Annotated in this window: 25 protein-coding genes; 12 read left to right on the top strand and 13 right to left on the bottom strand. The window is 67.8% G+C overall.

The window, feature by feature from the left end; translation table 11 throughout:
• A partial coding sequence (locus tag NBG84_RS41645) for a flavin reductase family protein (protein ID WP_425608724.1) occupies window positions 1-611 on the bottom strand: 611 nt, incomplete at its 3' end.
• A 464-nt stretch (window positions 612-1075) separates the two neighbouring features.
• On the opposite strand from NBG84_RS41645, the gene NBG84_RS29290 reads away from it, so the two are divergent.
• Entirely contained in the window at window positions 1076-1798 is a 723-nt protein-coding gene (locus tag NBG84_RS29290; protein ID WP_250922657.1) for a lysophospholipid acyltransferase family protein, read from the top strand.
• 32 nt (window positions 1799-1830) lie between these two features.
• On the opposite strand, the gene NBG84_RS29295 is transcribed toward NBG84_RS29290, so the two are convergent.
• From NBG84_RS29295 to NBG84_RS29315, 5 genes are all read right to left on the bottom strand, one after another.
• Window positions 1831-2523: a B3/B4 domain-containing protein gene (locus tag NBG84_RS29295; RefSeq protein WP_250922658.1), complete on the bottom strand. Its 693-nt coding sequence runs from the start codon at window positions 2521-2523 to the stop codon at window positions 1831-1833.
• Window positions 2524-2533: 10 nt separating this feature from the next.
• Complete coding sequence (locus tag NBG84_RS29300) at window positions 2534-3118, bottom strand: transglutaminase-like domain-containing protein (protein WP_250922659.1); 585 nt, start codon at window positions 3116-3118, stop codon at window positions 2534-2536.
• Between the two features lie 77 nt (window positions 3119-3195).
• Window positions 3196-4278, bottom strand: coding sequence for a threonine aldolase family protein (locus tag NBG84_RS29305; RefSeq protein WP_250922660.1), 1083 nt, complete (start codon window positions 4276-4278; stop codon window positions 3196-3198).
• A complete protein-coding gene (locus NBG84_RS29310) occupies window positions 4257-5009 on the bottom strand; it encodes an SDR family NAD(P)-dependent oxidoreductase (RefSeq protein ID WP_250922661.1) in 753 nt (250 codons plus the stop codon). The genes NBG84_RS29305 and NBG84_RS29310 overlap by 22 nt, the downstream gene beginning before the upstream one ends.
• 26 nt (window positions 5010-5035) lie before the next feature.
• On the bottom strand, window positions 5036-6451 hold the full coding sequence (locus NBG84_RS29315) for a DUF6421 family protein (RefSeq protein ID WP_250922662.1): 1416 nt from the start codon (window positions 6449-6451) through the stop codon (window positions 5036-5038).
• 446 nt (window positions 6452-6897) lie between these two features.
• Here NBG84_RS29315 and NBG84_RS29320 point away from each other — a divergent pair, with 446 nt between their 5' ends.
• Window positions 6898-7581 (top strand): glycerophosphodiester phosphodiesterase, encoded by a 684-nt coding sequence (locus NBG84_RS29320; protein WP_250922663.1) that lies wholly within the window; start codon window positions 6898-6900, stop codon window positions 7579-7581.
• Between the two features lie 221 nt (window positions 7582-7802).
• On the opposite strand, the gene NBG84_RS29325 is transcribed toward NBG84_RS29320, so the two are convergent.
• Complete coding sequence (locus NBG84_RS29325) at window positions 7803-8354, bottom strand: GNAT family N-acetyltransferase (protein ID WP_250922664.1); 552 nt, start codon at window positions 8352-8354, stop codon at window positions 7803-7805.
• Between the two features lie 308 nt (window positions 8355-8662).
• On the opposite strand from NBG84_RS29325, the gene NBG84_RS29330 reads away from it, so the two are divergent.
• The 4 genes from NBG84_RS29330 (at window position 8663) to NBG84_RS29345 (ending at window position 11902) form a co-directional block, all read left to right on the top strand.
• Window positions 8663-9211 carry a DUF5134 domain-containing protein gene (locus tag NBG84_RS29330; RefSeq protein ID WP_250922665.1) on the top strand — a complete coding sequence of 183 codons (549 nt, stop codon included), beginning with the start codon at window positions 8663-8665 and terminating at the stop codon, window positions 9209-9211.
• 177 nt (window positions 9212-9388) lie between these two features.
• Window positions 9389-10324, top strand: a complete 936-nt coding sequence (locus tag NBG84_RS29335; RefSeq protein WP_250922666.1) for a M56 family metallopeptidase — start codon at window positions 9389-9391, stop codon at window positions 10322-10324.
• Window positions 10325-10386: 62 nt separating this feature from the next.
• Complete coding sequence (locus tag NBG84_RS29340) at window positions 10387-11076, top strand: phosphatase PAP2 family protein (protein ID WP_250922667.1); 690 nt, start codon at window positions 10387-10389, stop codon at window positions 11074-11076.
• 205 nt (window positions 11077-11281) lie between these two features.
• On the top strand, window positions 11282-11902 hold the full coding sequence (locus tag NBG84_RS29345; protein WP_250922668.1) for a TetR/AcrR family transcriptional regulator: 621 nt from the start codon (window positions 11282-11284) through the stop codon (window positions 11900-11902).
• Between the two features lie 18 nt (window positions 11903-11920).
• On the opposite strand, the gene NBG84_RS29350 is transcribed toward NBG84_RS29345, so the two are convergent.
• Window positions 11921-13483 (bottom strand): LVIVD repeat-containing protein, encoded by a 1563-nt coding sequence (locus tag NBG84_RS29350; RefSeq protein ID WP_250922669.1) that lies wholly within the window; start codon window positions 13481-13483, stop codon window positions 11921-11923.
• Between the two features lie 198 nt (window positions 13484-13681).
• Here NBG84_RS29350 and NBG84_RS29355 point away from each other — a divergent pair, with 198 nt between their 5' ends.
• Window positions 13682-14350, top strand: coding sequence for a DUF305 domain-containing protein (locus tag NBG84_RS29355; RefSeq protein WP_250922670.1), 669 nt, complete (start codon window positions 13682-13684; stop codon window positions 14348-14350).
• 39 nt (window positions 14351-14389) lie between these two features.
• On the opposite strand, the gene NBG84_RS29360 is transcribed toward NBG84_RS29355, so the two are convergent.
• A complete protein-coding gene (locus NBG84_RS29360; protein ID WP_250922671.1) occupies window positions 14390-14944 on the bottom strand; it encodes a DUF6214 family protein in 555 nt (184 codons plus the stop codon).
• 265 nt (window positions 14945-15209) lie between these two features.
• Between NBG84_RS29360 and NBG84_RS29365 the strand changes: the two genes are divergently transcribed.
• The 5 genes from NBG84_RS29365 to NBG84_RS29385 all read left to right on the top strand — a co-directional run bounded on the left by NBG84_RS29365 (window position 15210) and on the right by NBG84_RS29385 (window position 21035).
• On the top strand, window positions 15210-16568 hold the full coding sequence (locus tag NBG84_RS29365) for an FAD-dependent oxidoreductase (protein ID WP_250922672.1): 1359 nt from the start codon (window positions 15210-15212) through the stop codon (window positions 16566-16568).
• A 483-nt stretch (window positions 16569-17051) separates the two neighbouring features.
• Complete coding sequence (locus NBG84_RS29370; protein WP_250922673.1) at window positions 17052-18140, top strand: WD40/YVTN/BNR-like repeat-containing protein; 1089 nt, start codon at window positions 17052-17054, stop codon at window positions 18138-18140.
• 125 nt (window positions 18141-18265) lie between these two features.
• Window positions 18266-18943 (top strand): uracil-DNA glycosylase, encoded by a 678-nt coding sequence (locus NBG84_RS29375; RefSeq protein ID WP_250922674.1) that lies wholly within the window; start codon window positions 18266-18268, stop codon window positions 18941-18943.
• Window positions 18940-19947: an N-acetylglucosamine kinase gene (locus NBG84_RS29380; RefSeq protein WP_250922675.1), complete on the top strand. Its 1008-nt coding sequence runs from the start codon at window positions 18940-18942 to the stop codon at window positions 19945-19947. The genes NBG84_RS29375 and NBG84_RS29380 overlap by 4 nt, the downstream gene beginning before the upstream one ends.
• Window positions 19948-20054: 107 nt before the next feature.
• Complete coding sequence (locus NBG84_RS29385; protein ID WP_250922676.1) at window positions 20055-21035, top strand: sirohydrochlorin chelatase; 981 nt, start codon at window positions 20055-20057, stop codon at window positions 21033-21035.
• 133 nt (window positions 21036-21168) lie between these two features.
• Here NBG84_RS29385 and NBG84_RS29390 read toward each other — a convergent pair whose 3' ends face one another.
• The 4 genes from NBG84_RS29390 to NBG84_RS29405 form a co-directional block, all read right to left on the bottom strand.
• On the bottom strand, window positions 21169-22218 hold the full coding sequence (locus NBG84_RS29390) for a lactonase family protein (protein ID WP_250922677.1): 1050 nt from the start codon (window positions 22216-22218) through the stop codon (window positions 21169-21171).
• A gap of 64 nt (window positions 22219-22282) precedes the next feature.
• The gene (locus NBG84_RS29395) at window positions 22283-23509 is read right to left on the bottom strand and encodes a nitric oxide synthase oxygenase (RefSeq protein ID WP_250922678.1); all 1227 of its coding nucleotides are present in this window, start codon (window positions 23507-23509) and stop codon (window positions 22283-22285) included.
• A gap of 404 nt (window positions 23510-23913) precedes the next feature.
• Window positions 23914-25413, bottom strand: a complete 1500-nt coding sequence (locus NBG84_RS29400) for an FUSC family protein (protein WP_250922679.1) — start codon at window positions 25411-25413, stop codon at window positions 23914-23916.
• Window positions 25414-25892: 479 nt separating this feature from the next.
• Window positions 25893-26159, bottom strand: a complete 267-nt coding sequence (locus tag NBG84_RS29405) for an acyl-CoA carboxylase subunit epsilon (RefSeq protein WP_308312129.1) — start codon at window positions 26157-26159, stop codon at window positions 25893-25895.
• Window positions 26160-26280 lie beyond the last annotated feature (121 nt).

A 26280-nucleotide genomic window follows, 5' to 3' on the forward strand; every position in this document is an offset into this window, starting at 1 on the left:
TCACCCGACGCATCCGGCACAAACTTCACACACACAACAATCCTCAAACCCACGACAAAACCTCCTACGAAGCGGTCATCCCTGCGAGTCCCCACGGATGCGGGGAGGGCCCGCCCTCTCGGGGCAGCATAGGGTCCGGAGAACGGAGTTCCCGGTCGAGCAGGACGGGCCACGAACAAAATATTACTCGCCAGTACGTTCTCTAACCTACCCGCCCAACAGTGCTGAGAACTGTGACCTTGCCAACGCCGCCAACCATGGCCCCCTACCCCCGAGGCGGCTGAACACGGCCCGGACCCCGTCGCGTTAGACCCGCCGCGGCGCTCGGTCCCGGAGCGCCCCGGAACCGCCCTGGCGTGGACGAGCGGGCGACCAGGTCCGGTGCGGTCCCCGACGAGGGCCTCGGCTATGACGAGATGATGGTCGCCAGCGGGAGTACGGGAGAGGACGCCGCAGACCAGCCGGGCGGGTACGTCAGCCAGGACCGGCACACCCACCGGGCCGATCCGACAGCGGGTGGGCGGCGCACAGCGGTCCATCTCCCTGCGCGCGAAGTTCGCCGGAAGGCCCTGCTGGTGCTCCGTGAGAAGGCGTATGCCCGCATAGTCCACTTGGGCGAGAACGCGCCAACTGAAAGAAGCAGTCGTCGCGCGAAAAAGGGACCGTTGGCGGCTCAACAGAGACCGAAGTCAGCAATGCGGCCGTGAATCCAACCGGCTCATCACCCACCGCCGTGATCACCGCGTCTCCCGCCGTATGACGCCGAAGGACAGAACGGAGCAGCTCAGAAGGCGCGTCTTGAAGGATTCCAAGATCGGGCGGAGCCGTCATGGAGTGGGCATCCGCCCGGGGTGAGGAAGATCTTCGGACACAGCGCCAGAGTCTCGATATATGACAGGCACAGTCAAGTACGGCTGAAAGTGTTCGACGTGACAAGAATCTCGCACGCCAAAGCCTCCAGGACTGGTCAGCGCGACGCGCATGGGGCACGATCTGCCACAGTGCCGAAAACCTACGGCTGCGTAACTTCCACCGGGCGAACCCTCCCCGGGCACGACAGAAGGGTCCTCCCCAGATGGCAGAGTTCGTCTATCGACCGGTCGTCGGCGCCGCGCTCACGATGTTCAAGGCGCTCGACCTGAAGATCGACACTCAGGGCGCTCACAACATCCCCCGAACGGGCGGTGCTGTGCTGGTCAGCAACCACATCAGCTATCTGGACTTCATCTTCGCCGGACTCACCGCCCTCCCCCAGAAGCGGCTGGTGCGCTTCATGGCCAAGGACGCGGTCTTCCGTCACAGGGTATCCGGTCCCCTGATGCGGGGGATGAAGCACATTCCGGTGGACCGCGACCAGGGCGAGACCGCTTACAAGCACGCGTTGGAGTCGTTGCGCTCGGGGGAGATCATCGGCGTGTTTCCCGAGGCGACGATCTCGCAGTCGTTCACACTGAAGCCGTTCAAGTCCGGCGCGGTCCGGATGGCGCAGGAAGCGGGCGTACCGCTGGTCCCGGTCGCACTCTGGGGCACCCAGCGGCTGTGGACCAAGGGGCGTCCGAAGAACTTCAAGCGCAACCACATCCCCATCACCATTCGAGTCGGCGAGCCCATCGAGGCCCCCACCGACCAGTACGCGGGTGCCATCTCCCGACGGTTGCGTGAGCGGGTCCAGGAGTTGCTTGAATCAGCTCAGCGCGCCTACCCCGTACGCCCCAAGGACGCATCCGACACCTGGTGGGTACCGGCCCACCTCGGGGGTACGGCTCCCACCCCGGCCGAAGTGCGCGAGACGCGCTGAGGAGAAGTGCGGCCGGGTTCCGCCGTGTCGAGTCAGCGGGGTGGGTGAACGGTGATCCTCGCCCCCGGACTTGCCTTCGCCAGGGATTCAGCGAGCTCGGCACCCGCAGCCTCCAACTCGGTGTGGGGCATGGGAGGCAGTGACTCCAGCAGGAAGACCGCATGGGTCGACTCCTCGCCCAACCGTGTACGCGGCCCCTGGCGCCAGTTCCAGCGGCGGCAGGTGACGCCTTCGTCGTCACACCAGATGACCTCGCCGGGCTCCGGATGCTCCACCGACTCCTGGCCCGCCGCGACCGTGGTGAACGGCTCCTGCCCCGTGGCGCGCACCAGCCGCATCTGTCCCTTGACGCGATCCAGGTCCTCTCCTCCGACGGGGATCAGATAGGCCACGCTGATCGCGTTGTAGAGGTCGACCAGCAGATTGACGCGCGGCAGCCCGCCGTCCGCGAGAGCCCTCTTCGCCAGCGCCTCAGCGGAGTTGCGGGTCCGGGACGGCTTGGCACCGAAGGCCGTGTATGCCGCTCGCCAGGCAGCCATATGCGGGTCCTCGTGCGGAGCGCGCCCTGCGAGGCGCTCGGCCAACCGGCGGGTGGCAGCGTCCAGCAGTTGCGAACTCGCCTCGGTGCTGGGCCCGTTGACGAGGCCGTGCGCCTCAATGACGAGATGGGCGAAGCCGGGTGTCAGTGCGGTGACGTCGTCGTGAACGGTGAGCTTGAGCGCCATGCCTAGTGCCTCATAGTTCGGTGGGGAGACGGGCCCAGAGCGAATGCAGATCGCTGGCGAACTGCAACTCGCGCAGCACCCCAGGGTGCGGTGCAGCATACAGGACTGGATAGTCCATCTCATTGAACTCCGGCCGCACAGGGAAGGCCAGCCGCTCCTCCTCGATCGAGAACTGGGCGTCGACACCTGGCTTGTTGCCCCGCGGGTCCTGCCGGTTCCACTCATCCCGACCCGGCATGCGCACCGCGACGAGGCCGTGAACGACCCCGAGATTCTGGTAGCACAGCGCCGTGGGGATGCCCTGGGCGCGCAGCAGTGCGGTCAGCGCATGGGCCTTGGCGTAGCAGATGCCCGTACGCAACCGCAGCACATCGGAGGCGCGCCAGGTCACCCGCGTATCGCCGGCGTCATGGGAGTGCGGCACGGTGTCGCGGACGAAGTCGAAGGCCGCCTTGGCGTAGGCGTATTCGTCCTCGCGACCGGCCGAGGAGCGGAGCTCGGCCGCGACCTCGCGTATCAGCGGGTGTTCGTGGTCGATGGCCTCGTCGGCCGCGAGATAGGCGGCGAGGTCGGGTACCTGTTGTGTCAGCTCCATGGTCCGTGACCCTAAGCAGAGGGCCGACCGGAGTCAATATATTTCCGGTCGACCACATATTTATGCAGTGGGTCGCGCTACGCAACCGCCATCTCTTCCTTGAGCGCCTGGACGAAGGAGTCGACGTCGTCCTCGGTGGTGTCGAAGGAACACATCCACCGGACGTCGCCCGCCGTCTCGTCCCAGAAGTAGAAACGGAAACGTTGCTGTAGGCGCCTACTGACGTCGTGTGGCAGTCGTGCGAAGACGGCGTTCGCCTCGACGGGATAGAGGATCTCCACTCCCGCCACGTCCCGCACTCCGGCTGCCAGCCGCTGGGCCATCGTGTTGGAGTGTCGAGCGTTGCGCAGCCACAAGTCCCGGGCCAGCAGTGCTTCCAGCTGCACGGAGACAAAACGCATCTTGGAGGCGAGCTGCATGGAGAGCTTGCGCAGATGCTTCAGATGGCTGACGGCGTCCGGGTTGAGAACGACAACGGCCTCACCGAACAGCATGCCGTTCTTGGTCCCCCCCAGGGTGATCACATCGACACCCACGGCGTTGGTGAAGGTCCGCATCGGGACATCGAGCGAGGCTGCTGCGTTGGCTATGCGCGCTCCGTCGAGATGTACCTTCATGCCCCGCTCATGGGAGTGTTCGACGATCGCACGGATCTCGTCTGGGGTGTAGACGGTACCCAGCTCGGTGTTCTGGGTGATCGACACGACCTGGGGCATCGCCCGGTGTTCGTCCTCCCAGCCCCAGGCCTGCCGATCGATCAGTTCGGGGGTGAGCTTGCCGTCCGGGGTGGGGACGGTGAGCAGCTTCAGCCCGCCCATCCGCTCGGGCGCGCCGCCCTCGTCGACGTTGATGTGCGCGCTCTCCGCGCAGATCACCGCACCCCAACGGTCGGTGAGGGCCTGAAGCGCGGTGACATTGGCGCCGGTGCCGTTGAAGACGGGAAACGCCTCGGCCATCGATCCGAAGTGACTGTGTATGAGGCGCTGGAGGTGGTCGGTGTACTCGTCCTCACCGTAGGCGACCTGATGACCGCCGTTGGCCAGTGCGAGTGCGGCAAGGATCTCTGGGTGCGCGCCCGCGTAGTTGTCGCTGGCAAAGCCGCGTACCGCGGGGTCGTGATGGCGCCGTGCGTCGGTCTTCACGGTCGGGGCGTCAGCCACAGGCGCTGTCCGTTCACTTCCTCGGCGGGGCGGTCCCAGACGCCTGCGATGGATTCGGCCAGCTCGGCGACATCCGTGAAGCCCGCGAACTTTGACTTCGGACGCTCGGCACGCATGGCGTCGTGCACCAGCGCCTTGACGACCAGGATGGCGGCTGCGGCCCTGGGCCCTTCATCACCGCCGGCCTTGCGGAAGTCGTCGGCGAGCGCCAGCGTCCATGCCTCGGCGGCGGCTTTGGCCGAAGCGTAAGCGGCGTTGCCGGCCGTGGGGTTGCTGGCGCCGGCCGCGCTGATCAGCAGATATCGACCGCGGTCGCTGCGCTGCAATCCGGCGTGGAAGGCGAGGCTGGTGCTCTGCACGGTCCGGATGAGGAGACGCTCCAGCACATCCCAGTCGGCCAGCTCGGTGGCGGCGAAGGACGAGCTGCCGCGCCAGCCGCCGACGAGGTGGACCAGCCCATCGATCCGGCCGAACTCCTTCTCGGTCTTGTCCGCCCATTCCCGGGTGGCGGCGAGATCGAGGAGGTCGACGGTGTCGCCCGTGACCGTGGCACCGCCGTGGGCGTAGCGAGCCGCGTCGACCGCCGAGGCCAGGCGCTCTGGATCGGCGTCCGACCCGACCACGATCGCGCCGGCCTCGGCCAGGCGCAGCAGGGTCGCCCGGCCCGCGGGGCCGGCTGCTCCGGCGACCGCGATGACGGCACCTTCCAGCGAACCGCCTGCGTTCTTCATGATCGTCGCCTCCTGTGTACGAATGCTCACGCGGCTACCCCGGAAGCGGTTGCGCTGCCCGCAGGGGGCTCCGCGGTGATCCCCTTGGTGGAGGCGATCACATTCTTCAGCTTCTTGGCGAGTGCCTCATAGAACATGCTGAGCGGAAACTCGTCGGGAAGCACGTCATCGACAAGTTTACGGGGAGGCTGGGAGAGGTCGAGTGCGTCGGGGCCCTTGGCCCAGCGGGAACCGGGGTGGGGGGCGAGATAGGTGGAGACCAGGTCGTACGCCGCGAACCAGTGGACGAGCTTGGGCCGGTCGATGCCGTCGCGGTAGAGCTTCTCGATCTCCGCGCAGAGCTGGTTGGTGACCTGGGGCGCGCGCTCCCAGTCGATCTTCAGCGTGTTGTCGGTCCAGCGCACCACATCGTGCTTGTGGAGGTAGGCGAAGAGCAGCTGCCCGCCGAGGCCGTCGTAGTTGCGGACCCGCTCGCCGGTGACGGGAAAGCGGAACATGCGGTCGAAGAGGACGGCGTACTGCACATCGCGGCCCTGGGTGACACCGTCCGCCTCAAGGCGCACGGCCTCCTTGAAGGCGGTGAGGTCGCAGCGCAGCTCCTCCAGTCCGTACATCCAGAACGGCTGGCGCTGCTTGATCATGAAGGGGTCGAAGGGCAGGTCGCCATGGCTGTGCGTCCGGTCGTGGACCATGTCCCAAAGGACGAATGCCTCTTGGCAACGCTGCTGGTCACGCACCATGTCCTCGATGTCCTCGGGGAGTTCGACGCCGAGGATGTCCACGGAGGCGGTGGTCACGGCACGGAAGCGGGCCGCCTCCCGATCGCAGAAGATGCCGCCCCAGGTGAAGCGCTCGGGAGCCTCTCGCACGGCGATGGTCTCCGGGAAGAGCACCGCGGAGTTGGTGTCGTAGCCGGATGTGAAGCCCTCGAAGGTGATGCCGCAGAAGAGGGGGTTGTCGTACCGGGTGCGCTCCAGCTCGGCGAGCCAGTCGGGCCAGACCATACGCAGGACGACGGCTTCCAGATTCCGGTCCGGGTTGCCGTTCTGGGTGTACATCGGGAAGACGACCAGATGCTGGAGGCCGTCGACACGCGAGGCCGCGGGCTGGAAGGCGAGCAGTGAGTCAAGGAAGTCCGGTACCCCGAAGGCGCCATCGGCCCAGGCGCGCAGATCGGCCGCCAGCGCGCGGTGATAGGCGGCATCGTGAGGAAGTAGGGGCGACAGTTCCGCTATGGCGTCAACCACTCGACCGAGGGTGATTTCGGCGGTGGCACGAGGCGGCGCGCCCTCGGCGTCGAAGTCGATCGAACCGTCCTCGGACTGCCAGGGGCGGATCTCCTCGACGGCATTCTTGAGCCTTGGCCAGGCCGGGTGGTCCACTACCCGCCCGGCAGTGGATATGGCCGTTCCAACTGCATCCTGCACAAGAATTTCCGTCATGTCACTTCCTCCACAGGAGAACCTCGCGTTAAGACAGCGTATCCATGCAGCACTCTTCCAGACAAGCGCCATCAAAGAAATTATCCTGCCTACACCTCTGATAGCCGGAAGGTTTCCGGTTTGCGAGGCTACCCACGATGGCTTCCGCTACTCCCGTCGTTACCTTGTGCCGATGACTGCGCCCTGTCACCGCCCTACCTGGCCAGATGTCGACTCGGCAGAGCGGTGCGACCGCGGAACATCTCCGGTCAAGCCGCCAGAGGGCACGCCCACGGATGGGTGACGCACCCCATCTCAGGGGACCATGAAGGGCCCTTGCGGACCACTTCACTCGACCGTGCGAGCACGGTTGCCACGGATGCGTTGGCTACTAGGCTGCGTCCTTGCCGTGCGGCGCTGTCAGGCCACGCCGCACGGAAACCGCCGTCGACGGAAGCGAGAGAATCTTGACTTTCCTCACCATCGGTCATCGCGGGGTCATGGGCGTGGAGCCGGAGAACACACTGCGTTCCTTCATCCGGGCCGAACGGTCCGGGATGGACGCCATCGAACTCGATCTGCATCTCAGCAAGGACGGCGCGCTCGTCGTTATGCACGACGCGGACGTGGACCGTACGACCGACGGAAGTGGCGCCATCGTCGAGAAGACCCTCGCCGAGCTGCGCGAGCTGGACGCGGGCCATGGAGAGCGTGTGCCGACCTTCGAGGAAGTGCTCGACGCGGTACAGGCCCCGCTCCAGGCGGAGATCAAGGATGTGGCCGCGGCACGTTCGCTCGCCGAGGTCATCCGCCAGCGCGATCTCCTCGATCGGATCACCGTCTCGTCATTCCACGACGAGGCGGTCGCGGAGATCGCCGCGCTCGTCCCCGGGGTACGGACCGTGCTGATCGCCAGCCGGTGGGATACGGACATCGTGGATCGGGCGTCGGCGGTGGGCGCGGGAACCCTCGCCCTGAACATCCGCAGGCTGACGCTGGAGACGGTGGAGCGCGCCCATGAGGAGGCGATCGCGGTGATCGGCTGGGTGGTGAACACCCAGGAACATCTGCGGTTGGTGCGGGCGCTGGAACTGGACGGCGCGACGACCGACTTCCCTGAGATCAAACGCACCGGCCGCTTCACCGCCTAGCGGCCATCCCGTGGCCCGGGGCGAATCAGCCCCGTTGAGGCAGCTGGGCGACCAGCTGCCTCAACGGCACCCTCGTGACCTCGCGGGGGTGCCGGCCGAGGAGCCCGGGGCCTGCTCCCCGGGGCGACGGTGGCCCCCTGGGGACGGCCCCGATCGGCCGGCAGCGGCCCATCCCGCTGTCCTGGACACACGTCAGGCCGAGCGGCCGCCCGGGAGTGCCCCTATCCGAGGTCCTTCACCAGCAGCTCAAAGGCGAGATCGTCGCGCAGCGGGATACCGAAGCGCTGATCACCGTAGGGAAAGGGGCTCAGCTCACCGGTACGGCGGTAGCCACGTCGTTCGTACCAGGCGATCAGCTCGTCACGTACCGAGATCACGGTCATATGCATCTCGCGCACCCCCCAGGACTCGCGGGCGCTGCGCTCGGCTTCCGCCAGCACCCGGCGCCCGAGGCCACCCCCCTGGGAGCCCGGCCGAACCGCGAACATGCCGAAGTACGCCGCCTCCGCGCGGTGCTCCAACTGGCAGCAGGCGATCAACTCTCCGTGCCGCTCCACGGTGAGCAGACGGCTTCCCGGAGTGGAGATGACCTTGCGGACATCGGCCGCGTCGGTGCGGCCACCACCGAGAAGGTCCGCTTCGGTGGTCCAACCGCCCCGGCTTGCCTCGCCCCGGTACGCGGAGTGGATCAGCTCGACCAGTGCCGGCGCATCGGCCTCGACGGCGTCACGGAAGGTGAGTTCATCGGTCCCCTGGGGTGGTGCGGCTTCCATGGGCACTGCTCTCCGTCTCTCGATGTGGGGTGGGTGGTGAACGCACACGGCAGGCGCAACAGCGTGCGAACGCCCATGAGCGTACGTGGTCCGATACACGGACCCACCAGGGTCCATGTATAGGGCAACCGGACCGTCATCACGGCCGGAGCAGGAGGAAGCGGCCTCGGACGGAGACCGAGCGCCGGCCGTGCTCCCCGTACACCTCCGTGCGCTGGCGTACGCGCCCGCTCCGGGTGGGCATCCTCGCTCCAGCCTCACCGGCCGTCTCGGGGTGACATCGGCCCCAGCACAAGGGAGGGCGCCCCGTGCATGGACCCACGGTGTCCGGCTGGCTCCTGGTCACCCTCTGCGGAGGAATCGGCTCGTACTGCCTGGTACGGATGCGAGCCTGCGCGGGCTCGGCCCGCGGTTCGGCCGGTAGCGAGGCGCTGATGGGCTTCGGCATGGCGGCCATGGCCGTGCCAGCGGTTGTGTTCACCCCACCGGACTGGGCCTGGCTGCTCTACACGGGCGTCTTCGGGGGTGCGGCGATCGGCTCGCTGCGCTCGGTGCGTCGAGGAGTCCACCAGGCGCACCATCTCATCGGCTCGCTCACGATGGTCTACATGGCCGTGTCGATGGCGTACCCCGCAGGTCACGTCGGCCACTCGACGGCGGGCGTGCCCCTGCTGACGGGTGGGCTGCTGGCCTACTACGCGGTCTATGTGCTGCGTTCAGGCGCACGGCTGCTGCCGACCGCGGTCCCGGCAGGTGAGGCGGCGCCCGCCGTCCGGTGGGGAGAACCGCCGGCGCTCGCGGGGGCCTGCCGGCTGACGATGGGGCTCGCCATGCTGGCCATGCTGGTGACGCTCTGAGCGCGCGCCCTGGCGCGCAGACCCGGGCGCGAGCTTGCCTTCACATATTCCAAACACCCCAGCATTCTGGGCATTCGTCCATTCTTGGCAGCTGTGCGCGCCGGAAGACCGTGGCGTACGTCACTTGCCGCGCACATCCGTACCCGCAGGTAGTTCCCCACTCATAGGGTGATGGTCATGTTGGTCTCCCTTGTGCTGCTTTCGCTCGGCGCACTGGCCGCCGTGCTGGCGCCGCGGCTGGTGTCGCGCGCCGACTGGTCGGAGCGTGAGCCGATCGTGGCGCTATGGGTGTGGCAGTGCGTGGTCGGTGCCGTTCTGCTGTCGTTCGCGCTCTCCATGACCTTCAGTGCGGCCTCGGCCTGGCAGCTCGTCGAGGGGCAGGTCTTCGCGCCGGCCCCGAGCGCGGTGGTGGATGCCTACGCCCTGGGAACCGAGGAGCCATGGGCAGCGGTTCTCGCGGTGGTCCTGGCCTGCGGCGGCCTCTGGACGCTGGCGATGCTCACCCGGGAGGTCCTCGGCGCGCGGGCCGGCCGCAGGAGGCGACGGGCCGAGTTGCTGGTACGCGCCCCGCTGATGCCCGGTGAGGCCACCAGCGGCAATCGTCTCGTGGTCCTCGAAGGGGCCCGCCCGGACGCCTGGTGGCTGCCCGGTTCCGCACCCCAACTGGTCATCACCACGGCTGCGTTGCGGCGGCTGAAGGGCCGCCAACTAGATGCCGTACTGGCACATGAGCAGGGGCACGCGCGCGCCCGGCACGATTGGCTGCTGCACTGCTCGGCCGCGCTCGCCAATGGCTTTCCCCAGATCCCCGTCTTCGCCGCGTTCCGCGATGAGATGCACCGGCTCGTGGAACTCGCCGCCGACGATGTGGCGTCCAAGCAGTTCGGGCGGCTGACCATCGCCCTCGCCCTGGTCGAACTCAACGCGGACCGTGGGGTGTTCGGCCCCTGCCCCACTCCCGGCGCTCAGCTGCCCGAGCGGGTCCACCGGCTGCTGTCCGCAGCGCCGCGTCTCACCGCGGGACGCCGACTTCGTTTGACGGCGGCAGCAGCGCTGGTTCCCGTGGTTCCGCTGCTGGTGGCCTTTGTGCCCGCGCTCAGCGCGCTTGGCTGACGATCGGCCCGGTCACGCGACGGATTAGCCGTACATCCCTGCCAACGGGGAAGATCCTCCGCATGCGCTCCTCACGATCCGCGCCTCCCGTTCACCCGGCGCACAGCTCCTCCCCGAACAACGCCCTCCGTAGCGGATTGGCCTTGGCCGGGCTGTCGGCCGTGCTCCTGGTCCTGGTGGCCCTCTCCTGGTCTCCGCTGATCTCCTTCGACCGCTGGACGGCCAACGGCCTGCATCGCTGGGCGGTGGATGAGCCAGGCCTTGTACATGTCAACCGAGTGTTCAGCGACTGGGTGTGGGACCCCTGGACCATGCGCGCGTTGATCGCGGTGGTCTTCTGCTGGCTGTGGTGGAAGCGCGAGCGCCTGTTGGCGGTCTGGATCGCGGTGACCGCCGCGACCGGGACCTTTTTCCAGCAAGGCTTGAAAGCGGCCCTGGATCGGGATCGGCCCACCTGGCCCGACCCGGTGGACTCCGCGAACTACGCCTCCTTTCCCTCTGGCCATGCGATGACGGCGACCGTGACATGCGGACTGCTGCTCTGGTTGCTCAGGACACATGGGGCGGGGGCCACCGTGTACCGGTGGAGCCTGGTGGTAGCGGCTGTCTCCGTCGTCGGGGTGGGCCTCACCCGGCTCTTCCTCGGAGTGCACTGGCCGAGCGATGTACTGGCGGGCTGGCTGATGGGGCTGTGCTGGGTGGCCTTCTCCATCGCCCTGTACGAGCGGTACGAACGCTCCCAGCGGCAGTGAGCCGGAAACCCCCGGGGCGAGCGCTCAGAACCCGGCCAGGCGGCGACAAGGGCACGACCCGGACGGAGAAAAGGGGACTGCCCGGACCGGACGATCCCCCGCGTCGCCCGGTCCGGGCAGTCCCTCCGCCGCCCGGGCCTTGGGGGCCCGAACACGGAGCGCGCTGAGTATATTGGCTCAGAGCCAGTCAACGCAGGAGTCCAGCATGTCCCCGCGGAGCCCATCGGTCAATGAAGAGTTGCGTCGGCGTTCTCGCGAACGGCTTCTTCAGGCAACCGTGGAGCTGGTCGGAGAGCGCGGCTACGAGGCGACCACCCTCGGCGATATCGCCGACCGGGCGGGCTCGGCACGCGGTCTGGTCTCGTACTACTTCCCCGGGAAGCGTCAGCTCCTCCAGTCGGCGGTGCATCGTCTGATGCACCGGACACTGGAGAGCGCTCTCCTTGAAGAACCACACACGGATAGCGGGCCCGAGGTGTTGGCCCGTGCCATCGACGCCGTACTCGGACTCGCCGCCGACCGCCCCCTCCTGATGCGGACGCATATGTCGGGGGTGCTCCAGGCGGACGGGTTCGTCCAATGCCCCGAGCAGCAGCGACTGGCGGCGCTGCTGCGGTGCGCGGTGGAGCGGTATGGATCCCACCAGGTGGATGTGGACTACCCCATCCTCCGGGCCCTGTTGATGGGCGCCGTCTTCGCCATGGTGCTGCCGGGAGCTCCGATGCCGCTGCCGTGGCTGCGTGCGGAGCTGTTCCAACGGTACGGACTCGCCTGGGAATTGGGTGTTCCGCCGGGCGGTGAGCCGCCCGGCGGAACGCCGTCATGAGACGGGTGACATCAACGATCAGTCACGGTCGTGACCATGGCCATGACCGCGGTCATCGTCATCGTCGTCATCATCGTCATCGTCATCATCGAAGTAGTCGGGCTGGGTCTGGACATTGAGCTCATCCAGCTTGACGCGCTTCGCCGGGTCCGTACGCCTGTCGTTGATCTTCAGGACGTCGAACCCCTTCTCCATGTCATTGGAGTAGACGTAGCCGTTGTAGTAGTACGCGGACCAGGAGCCTCCTGAGATGGACTGGGTCGCGGAGATGGGACCGCGCTCGAAGTAGCCGATCTCCTGGGGCCGGGACGAGTTGGTGAAGTCCCAGACGGAGATTCCGCCCTGGTACCACGCCTGGACCATGAGGTCCTTGCCCTTGACCGGGATGATCGAGCCGTTGTGCGCCACACAGTTCTCCGTGGCGCCCTGGTGACGGGGGATCTTGTAGTAGCTGCGGAAGACCAGCTTGCTCCGGTCTCCCTTGCCGACGATGTCGTAGATGCCGTTGGCACCGCGCTTGGGACCGATTTCGGCGTTGCAGGTGGGGGAACCGCCGCCGCCGAGCTCGTCGGTGAAGACGACCTTCTTGGCACCCTGGTTGAAGGTGGCCGAGTGCCAGAACGCGAAGTTCACGTTGTCCTGGACACGGTCGATGACCTTCGGCCGCTCCGGGTCCTTGATCGAGAACAGGATTCCGTCACCCATGCAGGCGCCGGCAGCCAGGTCCTTGGAGGGCAGGACGGTGATGTCGTGGCAGCCGGTGGTCTTGGAGACACCCGGGTTGGTGGGACCGCCGGGGTTGCCACCGCCGTCAGGTCCCTCGCCCGGGAACAGCACCGGGAACTGCACGACCTTGGCCTGCTGGGGCGCCTTCCGCGGCACCTTGATGATCGAGATGCCGTCGTGCGGAGGCTGGCAGTCGGGGAGCGCCGCGTTCGGCGAGTACGACGAAACGTAGATGTAGACGTTACGGCCGTCCGGCACCAACGTGTTGGTGTGAGAACCACATGCGGTCTCCACGGCAGCGACGTACTTGGGGTTGCGCTTGTCGCTGATGTCGAAGATCTTCATGCCCTCCCATGACGCCTTGATGGCGCCAGACTGCGACGTGCTGGCGCACGAGCTGTCACTCCGTGAGGAGTCGGTGGACAGGAAGAGCAGGTTGCCCGAGACCGAGATGTCGTTCTGACTTCCCGGACACAGCACCTGCGAGACGGTCTTCGGGGACTTCGGGTTGCTGATGTCGAAGATCCGGAAGCCGTCGTAGTTGCCCGCGAAGGCGTACTTGCCCTGGAAGGCAAGGTCCGAGTTGATGCCCTTGAGCGCGTCCTTGGGGATGTTGGTGAGGTGCTCGACGTTCTTGCTGCGGACGATCTCGTCCACGCCGGGTATGTCACCGCTCTGGATGGCCGACCGGGTCTTCGCCAGCTGGCTGGAGGTGACCTCCTTCTCGACGGGGTCCCCGGGGTCGGGGATAGCGGCGGCGGGGCCGGCCGCCAGCAGTGTGGCAAGCAGTCCGGCCGCGGCAGCTGCCACGCCCAGACGTCTGCGCCGCACGCGGGTGGTGTGCAACAGGGTCACTGCGTCCTCCCTAGTATCCGTTCGCAGTTGAACGGTTCACGGACCCCGGCAGTATCTTCCTTTGCGTGGCCATATCAATAGATGGCTACACACACGTAATGAAAGTTTCTGATCGATTCACATGGGAACCGTGCTAGGACAGTCGTCAAACAGCCACCAAACGGTCGCCAAACATCGCAAGTGCCCCAGGAGGTATCCGTGTTCAACCGCCGACGGAACAGACGTGTTCGTATATCGGTCACCGCGATGGCGGTCACCGCCGCCGTACTCGCCCTCGGGGCCTGCGAGTCGGAGCCGAAGGCCTCCGCCAAACCCAAGGGAGACAGCGGGAGTTTGGTGGTCGCACCCGGCAAACCGGGCGAACCGGCGAAAACACTGTCCGCCGAGGAAGCGGCGAAGTCCGTTCCCGACGACTCACCCAACAACGCCGACTTCGCCTATGCCGAGATGATGGTCGAGCATCACACCCAGGCACTGACGATGACCGCACTGGTCGCGGACCGTGCCGAATCAAAGCAGGTCAAGGGCTTGGCTGATCGAATCGCGGCAGCGCAGAAGCCGGAAATCTTCACCATGCAGGCCTGGTTGACCAACCACAGCCGGGACAAGCCAAAGGGCGAGAAGCACGACCACGGCTCCATGCCGATGCCGGGGATGGCGACCGAGGCGCAGTTGAAGCAACTCGGCGCATCGAAGGGCAAGGCGTTTGACGAGCTCTTCCTGAAGTTGATGATCACTCACCACGAGGGAGCCGTCACCATGGCCGCCGACGCCCTCTCGTCGGGCAACAACATTCTCATCCAAGAGATGGCGAATGATGTGATTGCATCGCAGACCAGTGAAATCGGTCGAATGCAGCAGTTGTGACGCCCGCCTCCGGACGGCACTTGACGCACCGGCGATTACTCAGCGGCGGTTGTGCCGGGGCGTGAGAAGACCCTCGTCACGGGCTCCGGCGATCAACCGCAGCGACTTGCGACGACTGCGACCAGTAGCGTTCATCACCGCGAGGACTGGATCGAGCCCGGCCTGCTGGGCGGCGAGATAGGCCGCTGCGGCGATCTGTCGTACCGCCCGGCCACGCGGCGAGGCCGGGCGGGCGCGACGGTGGCCGGGCGGCACGGGACGGGCGTCCGAGGAGCGCCCCTCCTGCGCCCACACGCCGTCCCGCTCCTCGTCCGAGTGCTCCGAACGGGTGCCCGCATGGGGCTGATGAGTCGCGGCGCCCACGGATGGCGCAACGGGAGACAGCCGCCCGGAGACGGCCCGGCAGGCATCCGCGAGGGGGTGCTCGATCCGGTCGGCGAGGATCGTGAAACTCCTCAGGGGTAGCGGTGGATCGGCGCGTAGGTCCTCGATCACCAGCTGCCCTTCCTCAAGGACCGCGTCCACATCGAGGCGGGCGCCATCGGCGAAGGTCAGCCGGACATTGAACCAGGGCGAGGGTGCGCCCTGCGCCATCCCCTGCCCGGGGTCGGCTGCAAGGGTGACGACTCCGTGACCCTGGACCTCCCAGACAGGAGGGTACGGAAGCACGGCATTCTGGTCATACTCATCATTGGCGTTAAGAAACCTAGTTTCTTGCACAATTAGCACGTAACCAGTCAATCTTCGACTATTGCCGGCGGCACGCGTGCGCCGTCCTCGCAAGGCACCCTGTCAGCTCATCTCCCCAGCCACGCGTACCGGTGCCATGCTGGAAGCCTCCGGTGGAAGGAGTACGGCCGTGCTTCGCGTCGCCGTCGTCGGATCGGGCCCCAGCGGGGTCTACACCGCACAGGGGCTCGTCCAACAGGCGAAGATCCCGAATGTCCACGTCCAGGTGCTGGACCGGCTTCCCTGCCCGTTCGGACTGGTCCGGTACGGAGTCGCACCCGACCACGAGAAGATCAAATCCCTACAGGGCAACCTCCGGGGAGTGCTGGAGGACGAGCGGGTCGACTTCATCGGCAATGTCGAGGTGGGCGCGCGCGGTCTCACCCCGGAGCGGCTTCTGGAGCTCTACCACGCGGTGGTGTACTGCGTGGGTGCGGCGAAGGACCGCAGACTCGGCATCCCCGGCGAGGACCTGTCGGGCAGCCACTCCGCCACGGACTTCGTCGCCTGGTACAGCGCACACCCCGACGCTGCAGCCAACGGCTTCTCCCTCTCAGGACGCTCGGCCGTGGTCATCGGTGTGGGCAACGTGGCCGTCGACGTGGCGCGCGTCCTGGCACGGGGCGCGGACGAGTTGCTGCCCACTGACGTGCCCCAGGCCGCCCTCAGCGCGCTGGAGCACAGCCGTGTGCGCGAGGTTCACATGGTCGGCAGGCGCGGCCCTTCGCAGGCCAAGTTCACCACCAAGGAGCTTCGCGAACTCGGCTCGCTGCCCTCCGCACAGCTCGTCGTCGACCCGGCCGACCTCGCTCTGGACAGTGCGTACACCGACACGTCGCGGGCGACAGCGGCTGCCCTGCCCGTGGTCAACCGGCGCAATCTCGATGTCGTCCGGGGTTGGGCGGACCGGGTCCCCGGTTCGTCGGAAGGCCGACAGATCCATCTGAGGTTCTTCCTCCGCCCGGTGGAACTGCTGGAGGAGGCCGGCAGGGTGGCCGCCGTACGGTTCGAGCGGACGGTCCCGGACGACCGTGGGGGCGTACGAGGCACCGGGACGTACGAGGACATCGAGGCCCAGTTGGTACTGCGGGCTGTTGGCTACCGAGGGGTTCCGATGCCGGGTCTCCCCTTTGACACCGACCGAGGAACCGTGCCGCACACCGTCGGTCGGGTGCTCCGTGACGGGGTGCCATCACCCGGCGAGTACGTCGCGGGATGGATCAAGCGAGGCCCCACCGGAGTCATCGGCACCAATCGGCCCTGTGCCAAGGAGACGGTGACATCGCTGCTCGACGACGCGGCAGCGCTCACACTGCGGCCGGTGGCGGACGATCCGCTGGCCGAGTTGGTGGCGTCGGGACACCATCCGATCCGGTGGGCGGGGTGGCAGGCCATCGAAGCCGCGGAACTGGAGCTGGGTCGCTCGCTGGGGCGCCGATCGGTGAAGATTCCCGACTGGGACGGTCTCCTGGCGGCCGCGGACGACTGAGCTGCACAACCACTTGACCGCTGCCCTGCGTCTTCCCCCGCGGCGGCATCGGGCGTTGCCCAGCCCGCCCACGCGCTCCCGCGCCCGTGGCCGCGGTGGGCATCGCACCACCGCCTCCCGCGAGGATCGTTTACGGGGACACGTACTGATCATGCCGGTCGTCACGCGCCGGTCCGCCAACCACCGGGGAGTGCCAACCCGTGGGTTCTGCGCGATGGTTCACCTGGCGGACACACCACAGCGGGTATCCCCACCGCGATCGGACACCGGGCCCGTCGCAACCGGTAGCCGGGGCGGATATCCGCACGGGCGCGGGACCGAGGGGCCGGCGACCGCCGTATTCCCCCCGGTCCCGCGATGACCGCCACGATTCCCCGTCGTACCCCAGCTGAGCTGGTAGAACGTTGCGTCGCAAGGCCACTGTCAGTGGGCGGGTGCAGACTGATCCCTAGCTGAGGCAGAGATGTCCAGGAGGGAGAGGTCATGACCGATGTACTACTCACGGTAGGCACACGTAAAGGGCTCTTCATCGGCCGGCGAAGCGGTGGGTCGTGGGAGTTCGACGGGCCGCACTTCGCTGCGCAGGCGGTGTACTCAGTGGCCATCGACACCCGCGGCGCGGCACCCCGACTGCTGGTGGGCGGGGACAGCGCCCATTGGGGACCGTCCGTGTTCCACTCCGATGACCTGGGCAGAACCTGGGCCGAGCCGGCCCGCCCGGCGGTGAGGTTCCCCCAGGACACAGAGGCTTCCTTGGAACGAGTCTGGCAACTCCACCCGGCCGGGCCCGCCGATCCGGATGTGGTGTACGCGGGGACGGAACCAGCCGCGCTGTTCCGCTCTCGCGACCGCGGGGAGAGCTTTGAGCTGGTGCGGGCCCTTTGGGAGCATCCGACGCGCTCGCAGTGGATGCCTGGAGGCGGCGGCGAAGCCGTGCACACGGTGGTGACCGACCGGCGGAACACGGAGGCAGTGACGGTGGCGGTATCGGCTGCCGGTGTGTTTCGCACCCACGACGGTGGAGCGAGTTGGGCACCCTCCAACGACGGAGTGTCCGCGGTCTTCATGCCTGACCCGCATCCCGAGTTCGGGCAGTGCGTCCACAAGATCGCCCAGGACGCCGGCGATCTGGACCGCTTGTACCTCCAAAACCACTGGGGCGTGTTCCGCAGCGATGACGCGGGCGGGAGCTGGACCGACATCGGCGCGGGCCTGCCGTCCGACTTCGGGTTCGCCGTCGCCGCGCATCCGCACCGGCCGGACACCGCATACGTCTTCCCGATCACCGCCGATATCGACCGCGTTCCCGCCGGACGGCGCTGCCGTGTCTACCGCACCGGCGATGCGGGCGCGAGCTGGGAGGAGCTGTCCACCGGGCTCCCCGACGGTGACCACTACGGCACGGTGCTCCGAGACGCGCTCTGCACCGACGACGCCGACCCCGCCGGGATCTACTTCGGCAATCGCAACGGCGAGCTCTACGCCAGCGCGGACGACGGAGACAGCTGGCGGCTCCTTGTGTCCCACCTACCGGATGTCCTCTGTGTGCGCGCCGCCGCCCTGAGTGGCTGAACGGAGGGGTGAGAGGTGCGAGCACGCCCCATTCCCCCAGTAGAGTGACGCTCCGTGCAGGCTGGGAGACAGATCGGTTTCCGTCTCCCGCCGGATAGACCAGCGAAACCTGGAGAAAGCCGCTCGTGACAGCGCGACCACTGAAGGAAATCGTCGAACCCGGCTGGGCGGACGCCCTGGAACCGGTTGCAGAACGCATCGCAGGGATGGGGGACTTCCTCCGGGCAGAGATCGCCGCGGGACGGAAGTACCTCCCAGCCGGAGCGAACGTCCTCCGCGCCTTCCAGCAACCGTTCCAGGAGGTGCGCGTCCTGATCGTCGGTCAGGACCCCTACCCCACCCCCGGGCATGCCGTGGGGCTCAGCTTCTCCGTGGCGCCCGATGTGCGGCCGGTGCCGGCGAGCCTGGACAACATCTTCCGCGAGATGCACCACGACCTCGACCACCCCAGGCCCTCCAACGGCGACCTCACCCCATGGACCCGCCAGGGTGTGCTGCTGCTCAACAGGGCCCTCACCACGGCGCCCAGGAATTCAGGGGCGCACCGCGGAAAGGGATGGGAAGAAGTGACCGAGCAGGCCATTCGGGCCCTCGTCGCACGCGGCAAACCCCTCGTGTCCGTGTTGTGGGGGCGCGATGCCCGCAATCTGCGTCCTCTGCTCGGCGATCTGCCAGCCATCGAATCGGCGCACCCATCGCCCTACTCCGCGGACAAGGGCTTCTTCGGTTCGCGGCCCTTCAGCCGGGCCAACGAGCTGTTGGAGCGTCAAGGGGCCCAGCCGGTGGACTGGCGACTGCCATGACCGCTCGGTGGGTCCTCGGCGTTGACTCCGGTGGCTCCGGGATGCGGGTGGCCCTCGTGGACGCGGCCGCTCCACCAGATGCTGACGCTCCCCCGGCCCTGGTGTCGACGAACCCCGTGCGCACGGGCAGCGACGGCATCGACGCCGCCCATCTGCTGGAGCAGTTGCTGCCCATGGCCCGCTCCCTGCTGAGCACGGTCGGCGGTGAATCGCTGGCGGCGGTGGCCATCGGTGCGGCGGGGATGGCCACCATCGGTGGGCACTTGCGCGCCGAACTGCCCGCCGCGCTCCGCGGGGCGCTGAAGGTTCGCCGTCTGGCGCTCGCCTCAGACGCGGTGACGGCGTACGCGGGTGCGCTGGGGCAGCGTCCCGGCGTGGTGGTCGCTGCGGGTACGGGCCTGGTCGCGCTGGGGACGGACCTCACCAACTGGCGCAGGGCGGACGGCTGGGGGCATCTCCTGGGCGACAGCGGCGGTGGCGCCTGGATCGGCCGGACCGGACTGGAGGCGGCGCTGCGGGCGTACGACGGGCGGCGCGGTGGTTCGACCGCGCTGCTGGTGGCCGCGGAGTCCCTCTTCGGTGCCGTCGAGGGCCTACCAGCGGCGATCTATCCACGTGCCGACCGACCCGCCGTACTGGCTTCCTTCGCACCCCATGTCGCGCGCTGCGCCGCGGAGGGTGACGAAGTGTCGGCGGGCATCCTTGCCCTGGCGGCTCGGCATATCGCCGACGCGGCTGGCACGGCATATCCTGCTGGCGCCACCGGAAGGGAATCCGACGGATACGAAGTAGCGCTGACAGGAGGCCTCTTGAAGTTGGGCGACCCCTTGTGCGTACCGCTGCGGGCCGAGCTCTCCGGACAACTGCCCCGGGTGCGGCAGGTGTCCGCGACAGGAGATCCGCTGGCCGGTTCGGTGCTCCTGGCATCGGCTTTGTCGACTGACTCTCTCAGGCTTCCTCAGCATTCCACTCTGTTTCAAGTGTCGGTCCTGGAAGAGAACTGACAGTGCGGACAAGACGCACAAATCTCATCGGATAAATACGGACAGATGTCACTTGCCCACCCCCTCCCCGAACAGCCGCACCCACAAAGCCAGTACCATGCGGCGCCATGAGCTCCCCCACTGGGCCGGCACCCGGCCTGCCAGTACGAATGCCGCGTCCCCGTCAATCCGGTCGGCACCGCCGACCGGAACCGGTGGCCGCTCCCGAGGGCGCGCCCGCGTTGGTGCTCGCCGTACCCGGCACACCCTCGCCCGCCACGCGCAGCTTGGCTGAAGAGATCATCAGCATCGCCAGGTCGGAACTACCCGGGCTGGAAGTCGGCATCGGATATCTCGATGGCGAAGATGCCAGGAACACGGATACCGCGAGCGCAGAGTCCGCGGCGAGCACCGGTGGCGGGAGGACGCCCGAGTACCCCACGCTGGAAGGCGTCCTCGTGAGGACCGCGGCTCTTCGCGTCGAGCGGTACCAGATCGCGAAGGCGGCCGGCCGTGAGGTGGCCGAGCCCGAGGGGCCAGCCGCCGTGGTGGTGCCGCTCCTCGCAGGTCCCGACAACGTCCTGATGCGTCGTATCCGCCAGGCGGTGCTGGAGAACCGGGCCGCTGCCGAGTTGACCGATGTGCTCGGGCCGCATCCGCTGCTGGCTGAGGCCGTCCACGTACGGCTTTCCGAGGCCAGTCTGGCGCGCGCGGACCGGGCGAGGTTGTTCACGGTGGCCACCGCTGCCGACGGCATCATCCTCGCGTCGGTCGGCGGCGATGAAGCGGTCAAGGCAGCCGGTATCACCGGGATGCTGCTGGCGGCGCGGTTGGCGGTGCCGGTGATGGCCGCGGCCCTCGACAAGGAGGGTTCGGTCGGGGCGATCGCCGAGCAGTTGCGCCAGTCCGGCTCGACCCAACTCGCGTTGGCGCCGTACTTCATCGGCCCGGAACTGCCCGAGGGTCTGCTGGAGGCCGCCGTGAAGGAGGCGGGATGCTCGGCCGCCGAGCCGCTCGGCCCCTATCCGGCGATTGGAAAGCTGGTGCTGTCGCAGTACACGACGACACTGGGTATCACTCCGCAGCCGCAGGGGTCGCCCGTCCGCTGACGGCGATGGCCCGGCCCGTACCCGGCGGCTCTGGCCGCCGGTGTGCGCACCGGAGCGCACGATGGGCCCGCGCCACTTGCGCAGAGCGGGCCCTTCATCGATCGGAGCCGGCTCACGCCGTGCCCCGGGTACCTCAGGCGAAGATCACACAGGATGCCGCGGGGGCGGTCAGGGAGCCCGCCCGCCGCGGTACACCTGTCTTCGGGTCGATGTCGAACCAGGTGACGTCCCCGGAGCGCTCATTGGCCGCGTAGAGCCTGCGTCCGGTCGGGTCCAGCGCGAGGTCGCGGGGCCAGCGGCCACCGCAGGGCACCGTGGCGATCAGTTCGGCCCGCTCCCGTGTCCCGTCGAGGGTGAGGACGGCGATGGTGTCGGGGCCCCGGTTGGCGATCCACAGATGGCGCCCGTCCTGTGAGACGACCACTTCGGATGGATACACCGGGCCGTCCGTGCCCTCAGGGGCTACCGGGACCTCCCCCACCGCTTCCAGGACTCCCGTGTCCGCGTCCCAACGGCAGATGGTGAGCGTGGGCTCCAGTTCATTGACCACGTAGGCGTGGGTTCCGGCCGGGTGGAAGGCGAGGTGGCGCGGCCCCGTGCCCGGTCGCAGGACGGTTTCGTGGTGCTGGTTGAGCTCTCCGGTCTCCCGGTCGAGGGCGCAGATGCGTACGGAGTCCGTACCCAGGTCGACTCCGAGCACCCAGCGGCCGCTGGGATCGGGCACCACCTGGTGCGCATGCGGTCCACGCTGGCGCTCGGGGTCGGGTCCGTTGCCCTCGTGCTGGAGCACCGCGCTGGCCGCGCCCGGTTCGCCGCCGCCCTTGACGGGCAGCACGCTGACGCTCCCGGAGCCGTAGTTCGCGGTCAGGAGATGCCCGTCCGAGATGGCGAGATGAGTGGGACTGGCGCCGCACACCTGCACCGGTGCACCGATCGGGCGGAGTGCGGCCTCCTCGACGGCGAAGGCCGCGACGGTGCCTTCGGCAGTCTCGGAAACCGCGTAGAGAAACGATCCGCCAGCTGTGTCAGCGAAGGTCAGATAGGAAGGGTCGGCCACGGCGTCACTGGCACCCGTCACGATCAGCGCACCAGTCTCCCGGTCTACGTCAGCCGCGATGATGCCACGGCCTCCGGCCGAGGTGAACGACCCGATAAATGCCCGCCCGGTGCTTTTGTCGCCCACGTCGATCCCCTTCGCTGGTCAGCTAAGCCCGGGCTGACGGTAGCAAGGTCTAGACCAAGTGTCTTCACCCGGCCCATTCACCACGCGCCCGGGACTGCGCGCGAGGGTGGTGGACATAGGCCGGTCGCTGCTCGGTCGAGTCATATGTGCGGTGGAAGACGGGAGTTGCCGAGCCGGAGATCGGCGGAACGATCCACGCCCAGTCGGCGGAAACCTCGCGTCCATGGGCGTTCTCGCGGTCGATATGGGCCAGGAAACGGCGTGATTCGGTGTGGTGGTCCGTGATCGTGACCCCGGCCTGGTCAAAGGAGTGGAGTACGGCGCGGTTCAGCTCCACCAGGGCACGATCGCGCCACAGAGATCGCTCGTCCGCCGTATCCAGGTCAAGCCGTTCGGCTATGCGCGGCAAGAGGTCGTAGCGATCGCGGTCAGCGAGGTTGCGTGCACCGATCTCGGTCCCCATGTACCAACCGTTGAAAGGGGCAGCCGCGTAGCACACACCGCCGATTTCCAGACACATATTGGCAATCGCAGGAACGGCGTGCCATCGCAGACCGAGGTCGCCATAACCGGGTCCGTCCGGCGAGTCGATGGGGACCTCAAGGACCGCGTCCGAAGGCAGTTCGAACAGACGTGGCTTGCCGTCGCCATCCGCGACCACCAGCGGCAGCACATCAAAGGGGGTGCCAGGCCCGCCCGGCCAACCGAGCCTGAGGGCGAGGTCAGTGAGCCCGGTATTGCGCGGGTCGCCCACGATGGAGCCGTCCGGGGCCCGGTAGCCCGCGTAGCGTATGAGTTGCTCATTCCAGATCCGCGGCCCGCGACGGTGTGGAGTGTCCGGGGCGAATATGGTGATCAACGGACGGATACGGCCGCCCTGAGTCGCCTCGCGGAGATGCTCCGCTGCTTCTCGCGCGATGGATTCGGCGTCATCGAGATGTCTGCGGTCGCGGACTTTCAGAGAGCGCCAATAGAGGCGGCCGATGCAGCGATTGCTGTTGCGCCAGGCGACCCTTGCCCCAAAGGCGAGTTCAGCGGTCGTGTGTCGATAGGTACCGGTGGCCTCGATCTCTTCCAGCACGGCGGCGATCCGAGGCTTGGGGTCTTGATGGGGTTGCTCCTCGCGGTAGTGAAGGGCGAGGAACTCCTCGGCCTCGGCCCGCAGATCACGGTGGTCGTCCTGGACTCCCGCCGCCGGCCCTCCGTGTTCGATCGGGCAGCCGGAGACCACTCCTGGCTGGTGCGGAGGCGCGGTGGCGCTGAGCGAGGGGCTCGAAGGTGTCTTCCACATGGTGCGCATCCCGGGGTTAGGTGGCTTGCATGGATGCCGACGTGGCTACCCTTTGAACACAACTGTCTACCCTGTGTATCCGCCTTTGTTGTCCATATCGCTCCCCATGCAGGTCAGATTGGTACATGGGGAGCGCAGAGGAAGGCACACAGGGGGCGCGAGAGTTCCCCCACGCGCCGGTTCCCGTGCCAGTAGGGCTACGAGGGAGGTTCTGAGGCTTGCGCGACGAAAACGACGAACGGCGCCTGGAGGGGCTTTTGTGCCTCATGAGGCATGCGCTACCCCCAGAAGCCGACCCCAAGCCCAACGCGTCTCAACTCGGTCCAGGTCGTCGACGGCCAGCCGGGCGGGATCCTCATCAGCCGGGATGGCGCCGGTGTTCCCCTTCCTGGGGTGTTTCGCCCTCAGGAACCGACCAGCCTGGTTGCCGGACCGGCGTGTAGAGGTTCAACCAACTCGGTCAGCAGCCGCTCCAGCCCGTTCGCATGGGTGAGCGCGGCCTCGCCGGCGATCGGTACTGCCCCGGAATCCGCCGGCCTGGGCTTGTCGGCCAGGACACGGCCCGGCGCGACCAATGCCTCCACTGCGGCTTCGACGCGCCAGCAGGCTGCCGCGAGTCGCGCGTCATGGCTCGCGTCGGGGTCCCCGGCCACGGCAACGAGTCCGCGAACCTCCTCGGCGCATTCATCGAGCAGTGCCAGCACGCGTCGGGCCCGGACCCGACGGTCGCGGTAGGGGCTGAGCGGATGGACCAGAGGGGCGAGGGAGAGCCGTACCCGTCCCAGCGTCAATTCGAGCTCGGCCGCGTGAGGCGCCGGGTCCGCGGTCGGGGAGCCGGCCAGCCGGGCGACCGCCTCGGCCGTGCAGGTCCGAACGCAGTTCAGGGCCCGCTGGATCCAGGCGAGGTTGGTCGCATGAGTGGTGACCGGCAGGACGAGAGCGACCGCGAGTGAGGCGCAGACCGCTCCGACGATGGTCTCTTCCAGGCGCAGCACCAGCAGCTGGGCGTCCAGCACCCCCAAGAGCCCGTACAGCAGCCCGGCCATCAAGGTAACGGCGAAGACCATCCAGCTGTAGGAGACAGGGGCCGTGTAGAAGATCCCGAAGACACAGACAGCCACGAGGGCGGCGGTTGGCGCGAGCGCCCCCTGGAGGGGAATGGCGATCAGCAGCCCCGCGCCGATACCGACCACGGTGCCCAGCACCCGACGGAAGCCACGGACCAGGGTCTCACCGCGCGACGCGGTGTTGACGAAGATCCACCAGACGGTGCCTACGGCCCAGTACCAGCGGTCATCGGAGAGCATCTGCCCGATCGACAGGGCAACAGCGCAGGCGGCAGCCGCCTGGACGGCCTGACGGGTGGTGGCGCGGGCGAGACCACGCCCGGGCAGCGGCGATGGTGTGGCGGCCGGTGGAGTGCGGCGCTCGATGGGCCACAGGAGAAAGCGCACCAGGGCGACGGCTGTCAGGGCCAGGGCCACGGAGGCATACAGCTCGGGCAGCTGGCTGGGGACCGCGTGCAGGAACTGGGTGATGAAGAAGCCCATAAAGGCGAAGATCCCCAACGCATGGCCGCGTGGCCCCCAGCGACGGGCGTACACGCCACCGAGGACGATGGCGAGGCACACCGCATCGCGTACGAGCGGCGTCTGGTGGAGGGTGGTGGCCAGAGCCAGGACGGGAAACCCCACGGCGGGCAGAAGTGCCGTGGTCACCGCTTGAGCGCGCACCGTCGTGTCGGTCACGGTGAACAGGGCGAGCAGAGCAGCGAGCCCAGCGGCGATGGAGGCGGTCAGGGAGAAGCCGGCGAGTTCGGTGGAGGTGACGGCCAGGGCAATGCCGAGCACGGCTCGAAGCGAGCTCCTGAACCGCAGACGCCCGGGATCCGGAGCCAGAGACATCCTCTTCACGACGGCGCACCGCCCCCCTTGTCCTCTACTCGTGGTCGCACCTGGCCGCCCAGGGGTGGTGGGCGCGCGGGCACGACGAAAGCGCCGCGCTCCATGGTCGGCATCGTTGCCTTCCGGCGCTGCGCGGCGCTGTTATGCATGGATGTACCAAAGATAACCATCATCGGGGGCACTGGCTCAACACATGCTTGAGCGACTGGGCCATTGGTACATCATCATCGCGAGTTCGCCGGCCGGGTGATGCCAACGGACCACATCGGCGGGAGTCGCTCCGTCCCGATGTGATCATGACCGCGGAATGAGTTCCCGGCGGGAGACCGGCATAAGTGTGGGTGGCGCTTCCCTTCCACGCGATCACACGCCGCCAGCGCGGTCAGCGCGGTGGCGCCTGGGGTCGGGCCGCTGGTGTCCGGGCTGTCTGCGCGTGCGCGGCGCCTGGGGCGGCTGCTCGCCGGTTGGTTCCCGCGCGGCTAGCCGCGCTGCCAACTGCTCGGCGGACAGAAGGCAGGCCCACGCTCCTTGCGCCGCCATGCGGCGGTGGAGCATGAGCAAGCCGTGGTCGATGAGGACATCGCCATGGACCGGGAGAGGAGGACTGCGGCCACCGCCGCGAGTTCTTCGGGACAGGGATCGCCACGGATCACACTGATGCAGGGGAAAGGTAGGGGGCTTGCGGGGGCGGGGGCGTCCATGTGGTCTCCGTCCTGGGCCGGTGGGGATTCTGTCGCTGCGGGCATGGGTGGCGCTGGAGGGCTGGACTGCGCCGCGGTGGAGACGAGCGGCACGGGCGGGTTCACTGCGGGGGGTTGCCGTGCTTGCGGGACGGCAGGTCAGCGTGTTTGGTCCGGAGCATGGTGA

It is taken from the genome of Streptomyces albipurpureus (assembly GCF_023701525.1).
Lineage (GTDB): Bacteria > Actinomycetota > Actinomycetes > Streptomycetales > Streptomycetaceae > Streptomyces > Streptomyces albipurpureus.

Excerpts from the sequence above, each read along its gene's own strand:
- NBG84_RS29290 (WP_250922657.1), top strand. The coding sequence starts at position 1,076 with ATGGCAGAGTTCGTCTATCGACCGGTCGTCGGCGCCGCGCTCACGATG.
- NBG84_RS29295 (WP_250922658.1), bottom strand. The coding sequence starts at position 2,523 with ATGGCGCTCAAGCTCACCGTTCACGACGACGTCACCGCACTGACACCC.
- NBG84_RS29300 (WP_250922659.1), bottom strand. The coding sequence starts at position 3,118 with ATGGAGCTGACACAACAGGTACCCGACCTCGCCGCCTATCTCGCGGCC.
- NBG84_RS29310 (WP_250922661.1), bottom strand. The coding sequence starts at position 5,009 with ATGAAGAACGCAGGCGGTTCGCTGGAAGGTGCCGTCATCGCGGTCGCC.
- NBG84_RS29315 (WP_250922662.1), bottom strand. The coding sequence starts at position 6,451 with ATGACGGAAATTCTTGTGCAGGATGCAGTTGGAACGGCCATATCCACT.
- NBG84_RS29325 (WP_250922664.1), bottom strand. The coding sequence starts at position 8,354 with ATGGAAGCCGCACCACCCCAGGGGACCGATGAACTCACCTTCCGTGAC.
- NBG84_RS29335 (WP_250922666.1), top strand. The coding sequence starts at position 9,389 with ATGTTGGTCTCCCTTGTGCTGCTTTCGCTCGGCGCACTGGCCGCCGTG.
- NBG84_RS29340 (WP_250922667.1), top strand. The coding sequence starts at position 10,387 with ATGCGCTCCTCACGATCCGCGCCTCCCGTTCACCCGGCGCACAGCTCC.
- NBG84_RS29345 (WP_250922668.1), top strand. The coding sequence starts at position 11,282 with ATGTCCCCGCGGAGCCCATCGGTCAATGAAGAGTTGCGTCGGCGTTCT.
- NBG84_RS29360 (WP_250922671.1), bottom strand. The coding sequence starts at position 14,944 with ATGGCGCAGGGCGCACCCTCGCCCTGGTTCAATGTCCGGCTGACCTTC.
- NBG84_RS29370 (WP_250922673.1), top strand. The coding sequence starts at position 17,052 with ATGACCGATGTACTACTCACGGTAGGCACACGTAAAGGGCTCTTCATC.
- NBG84_RS29380 (WP_250922675.1), top strand. The coding sequence starts at position 18,940 with ATGACCGCTCGGTGGGTCCTCGGCGTTGACTCCGGTGGCTCCGGGATG.
- NBG84_RS29385 (WP_250922676.1), top strand. The coding sequence starts at position 20,055 with ATGAGCTCCCCCACTGGGCCGGCACCCGGCCTGCCAGTACGAATGCCG.
- NBG84_RS29395 (WP_250922678.1), bottom strand. The coding sequence starts at position 23,509 with ATGTGGAAGACACCTTCGAGCCCCTCGCTCAGCGCCACCGCGCCTCCG.
- NBG84_RS29400 (WP_250922679.1), bottom strand. The coding sequence starts at position 25,413 with ATGTCTCTGGCTCCGGATCCCGGGCGTCTGCGGTTCAGGAGCTCGCTT.
- NBG84_RS29405 (WP_308312129.1), bottom strand. The coding sequence starts at position 26,159 with ATGCCCGCAGCGACAGAATCCCCACCGGCCCAGGACGGAGACCACATG.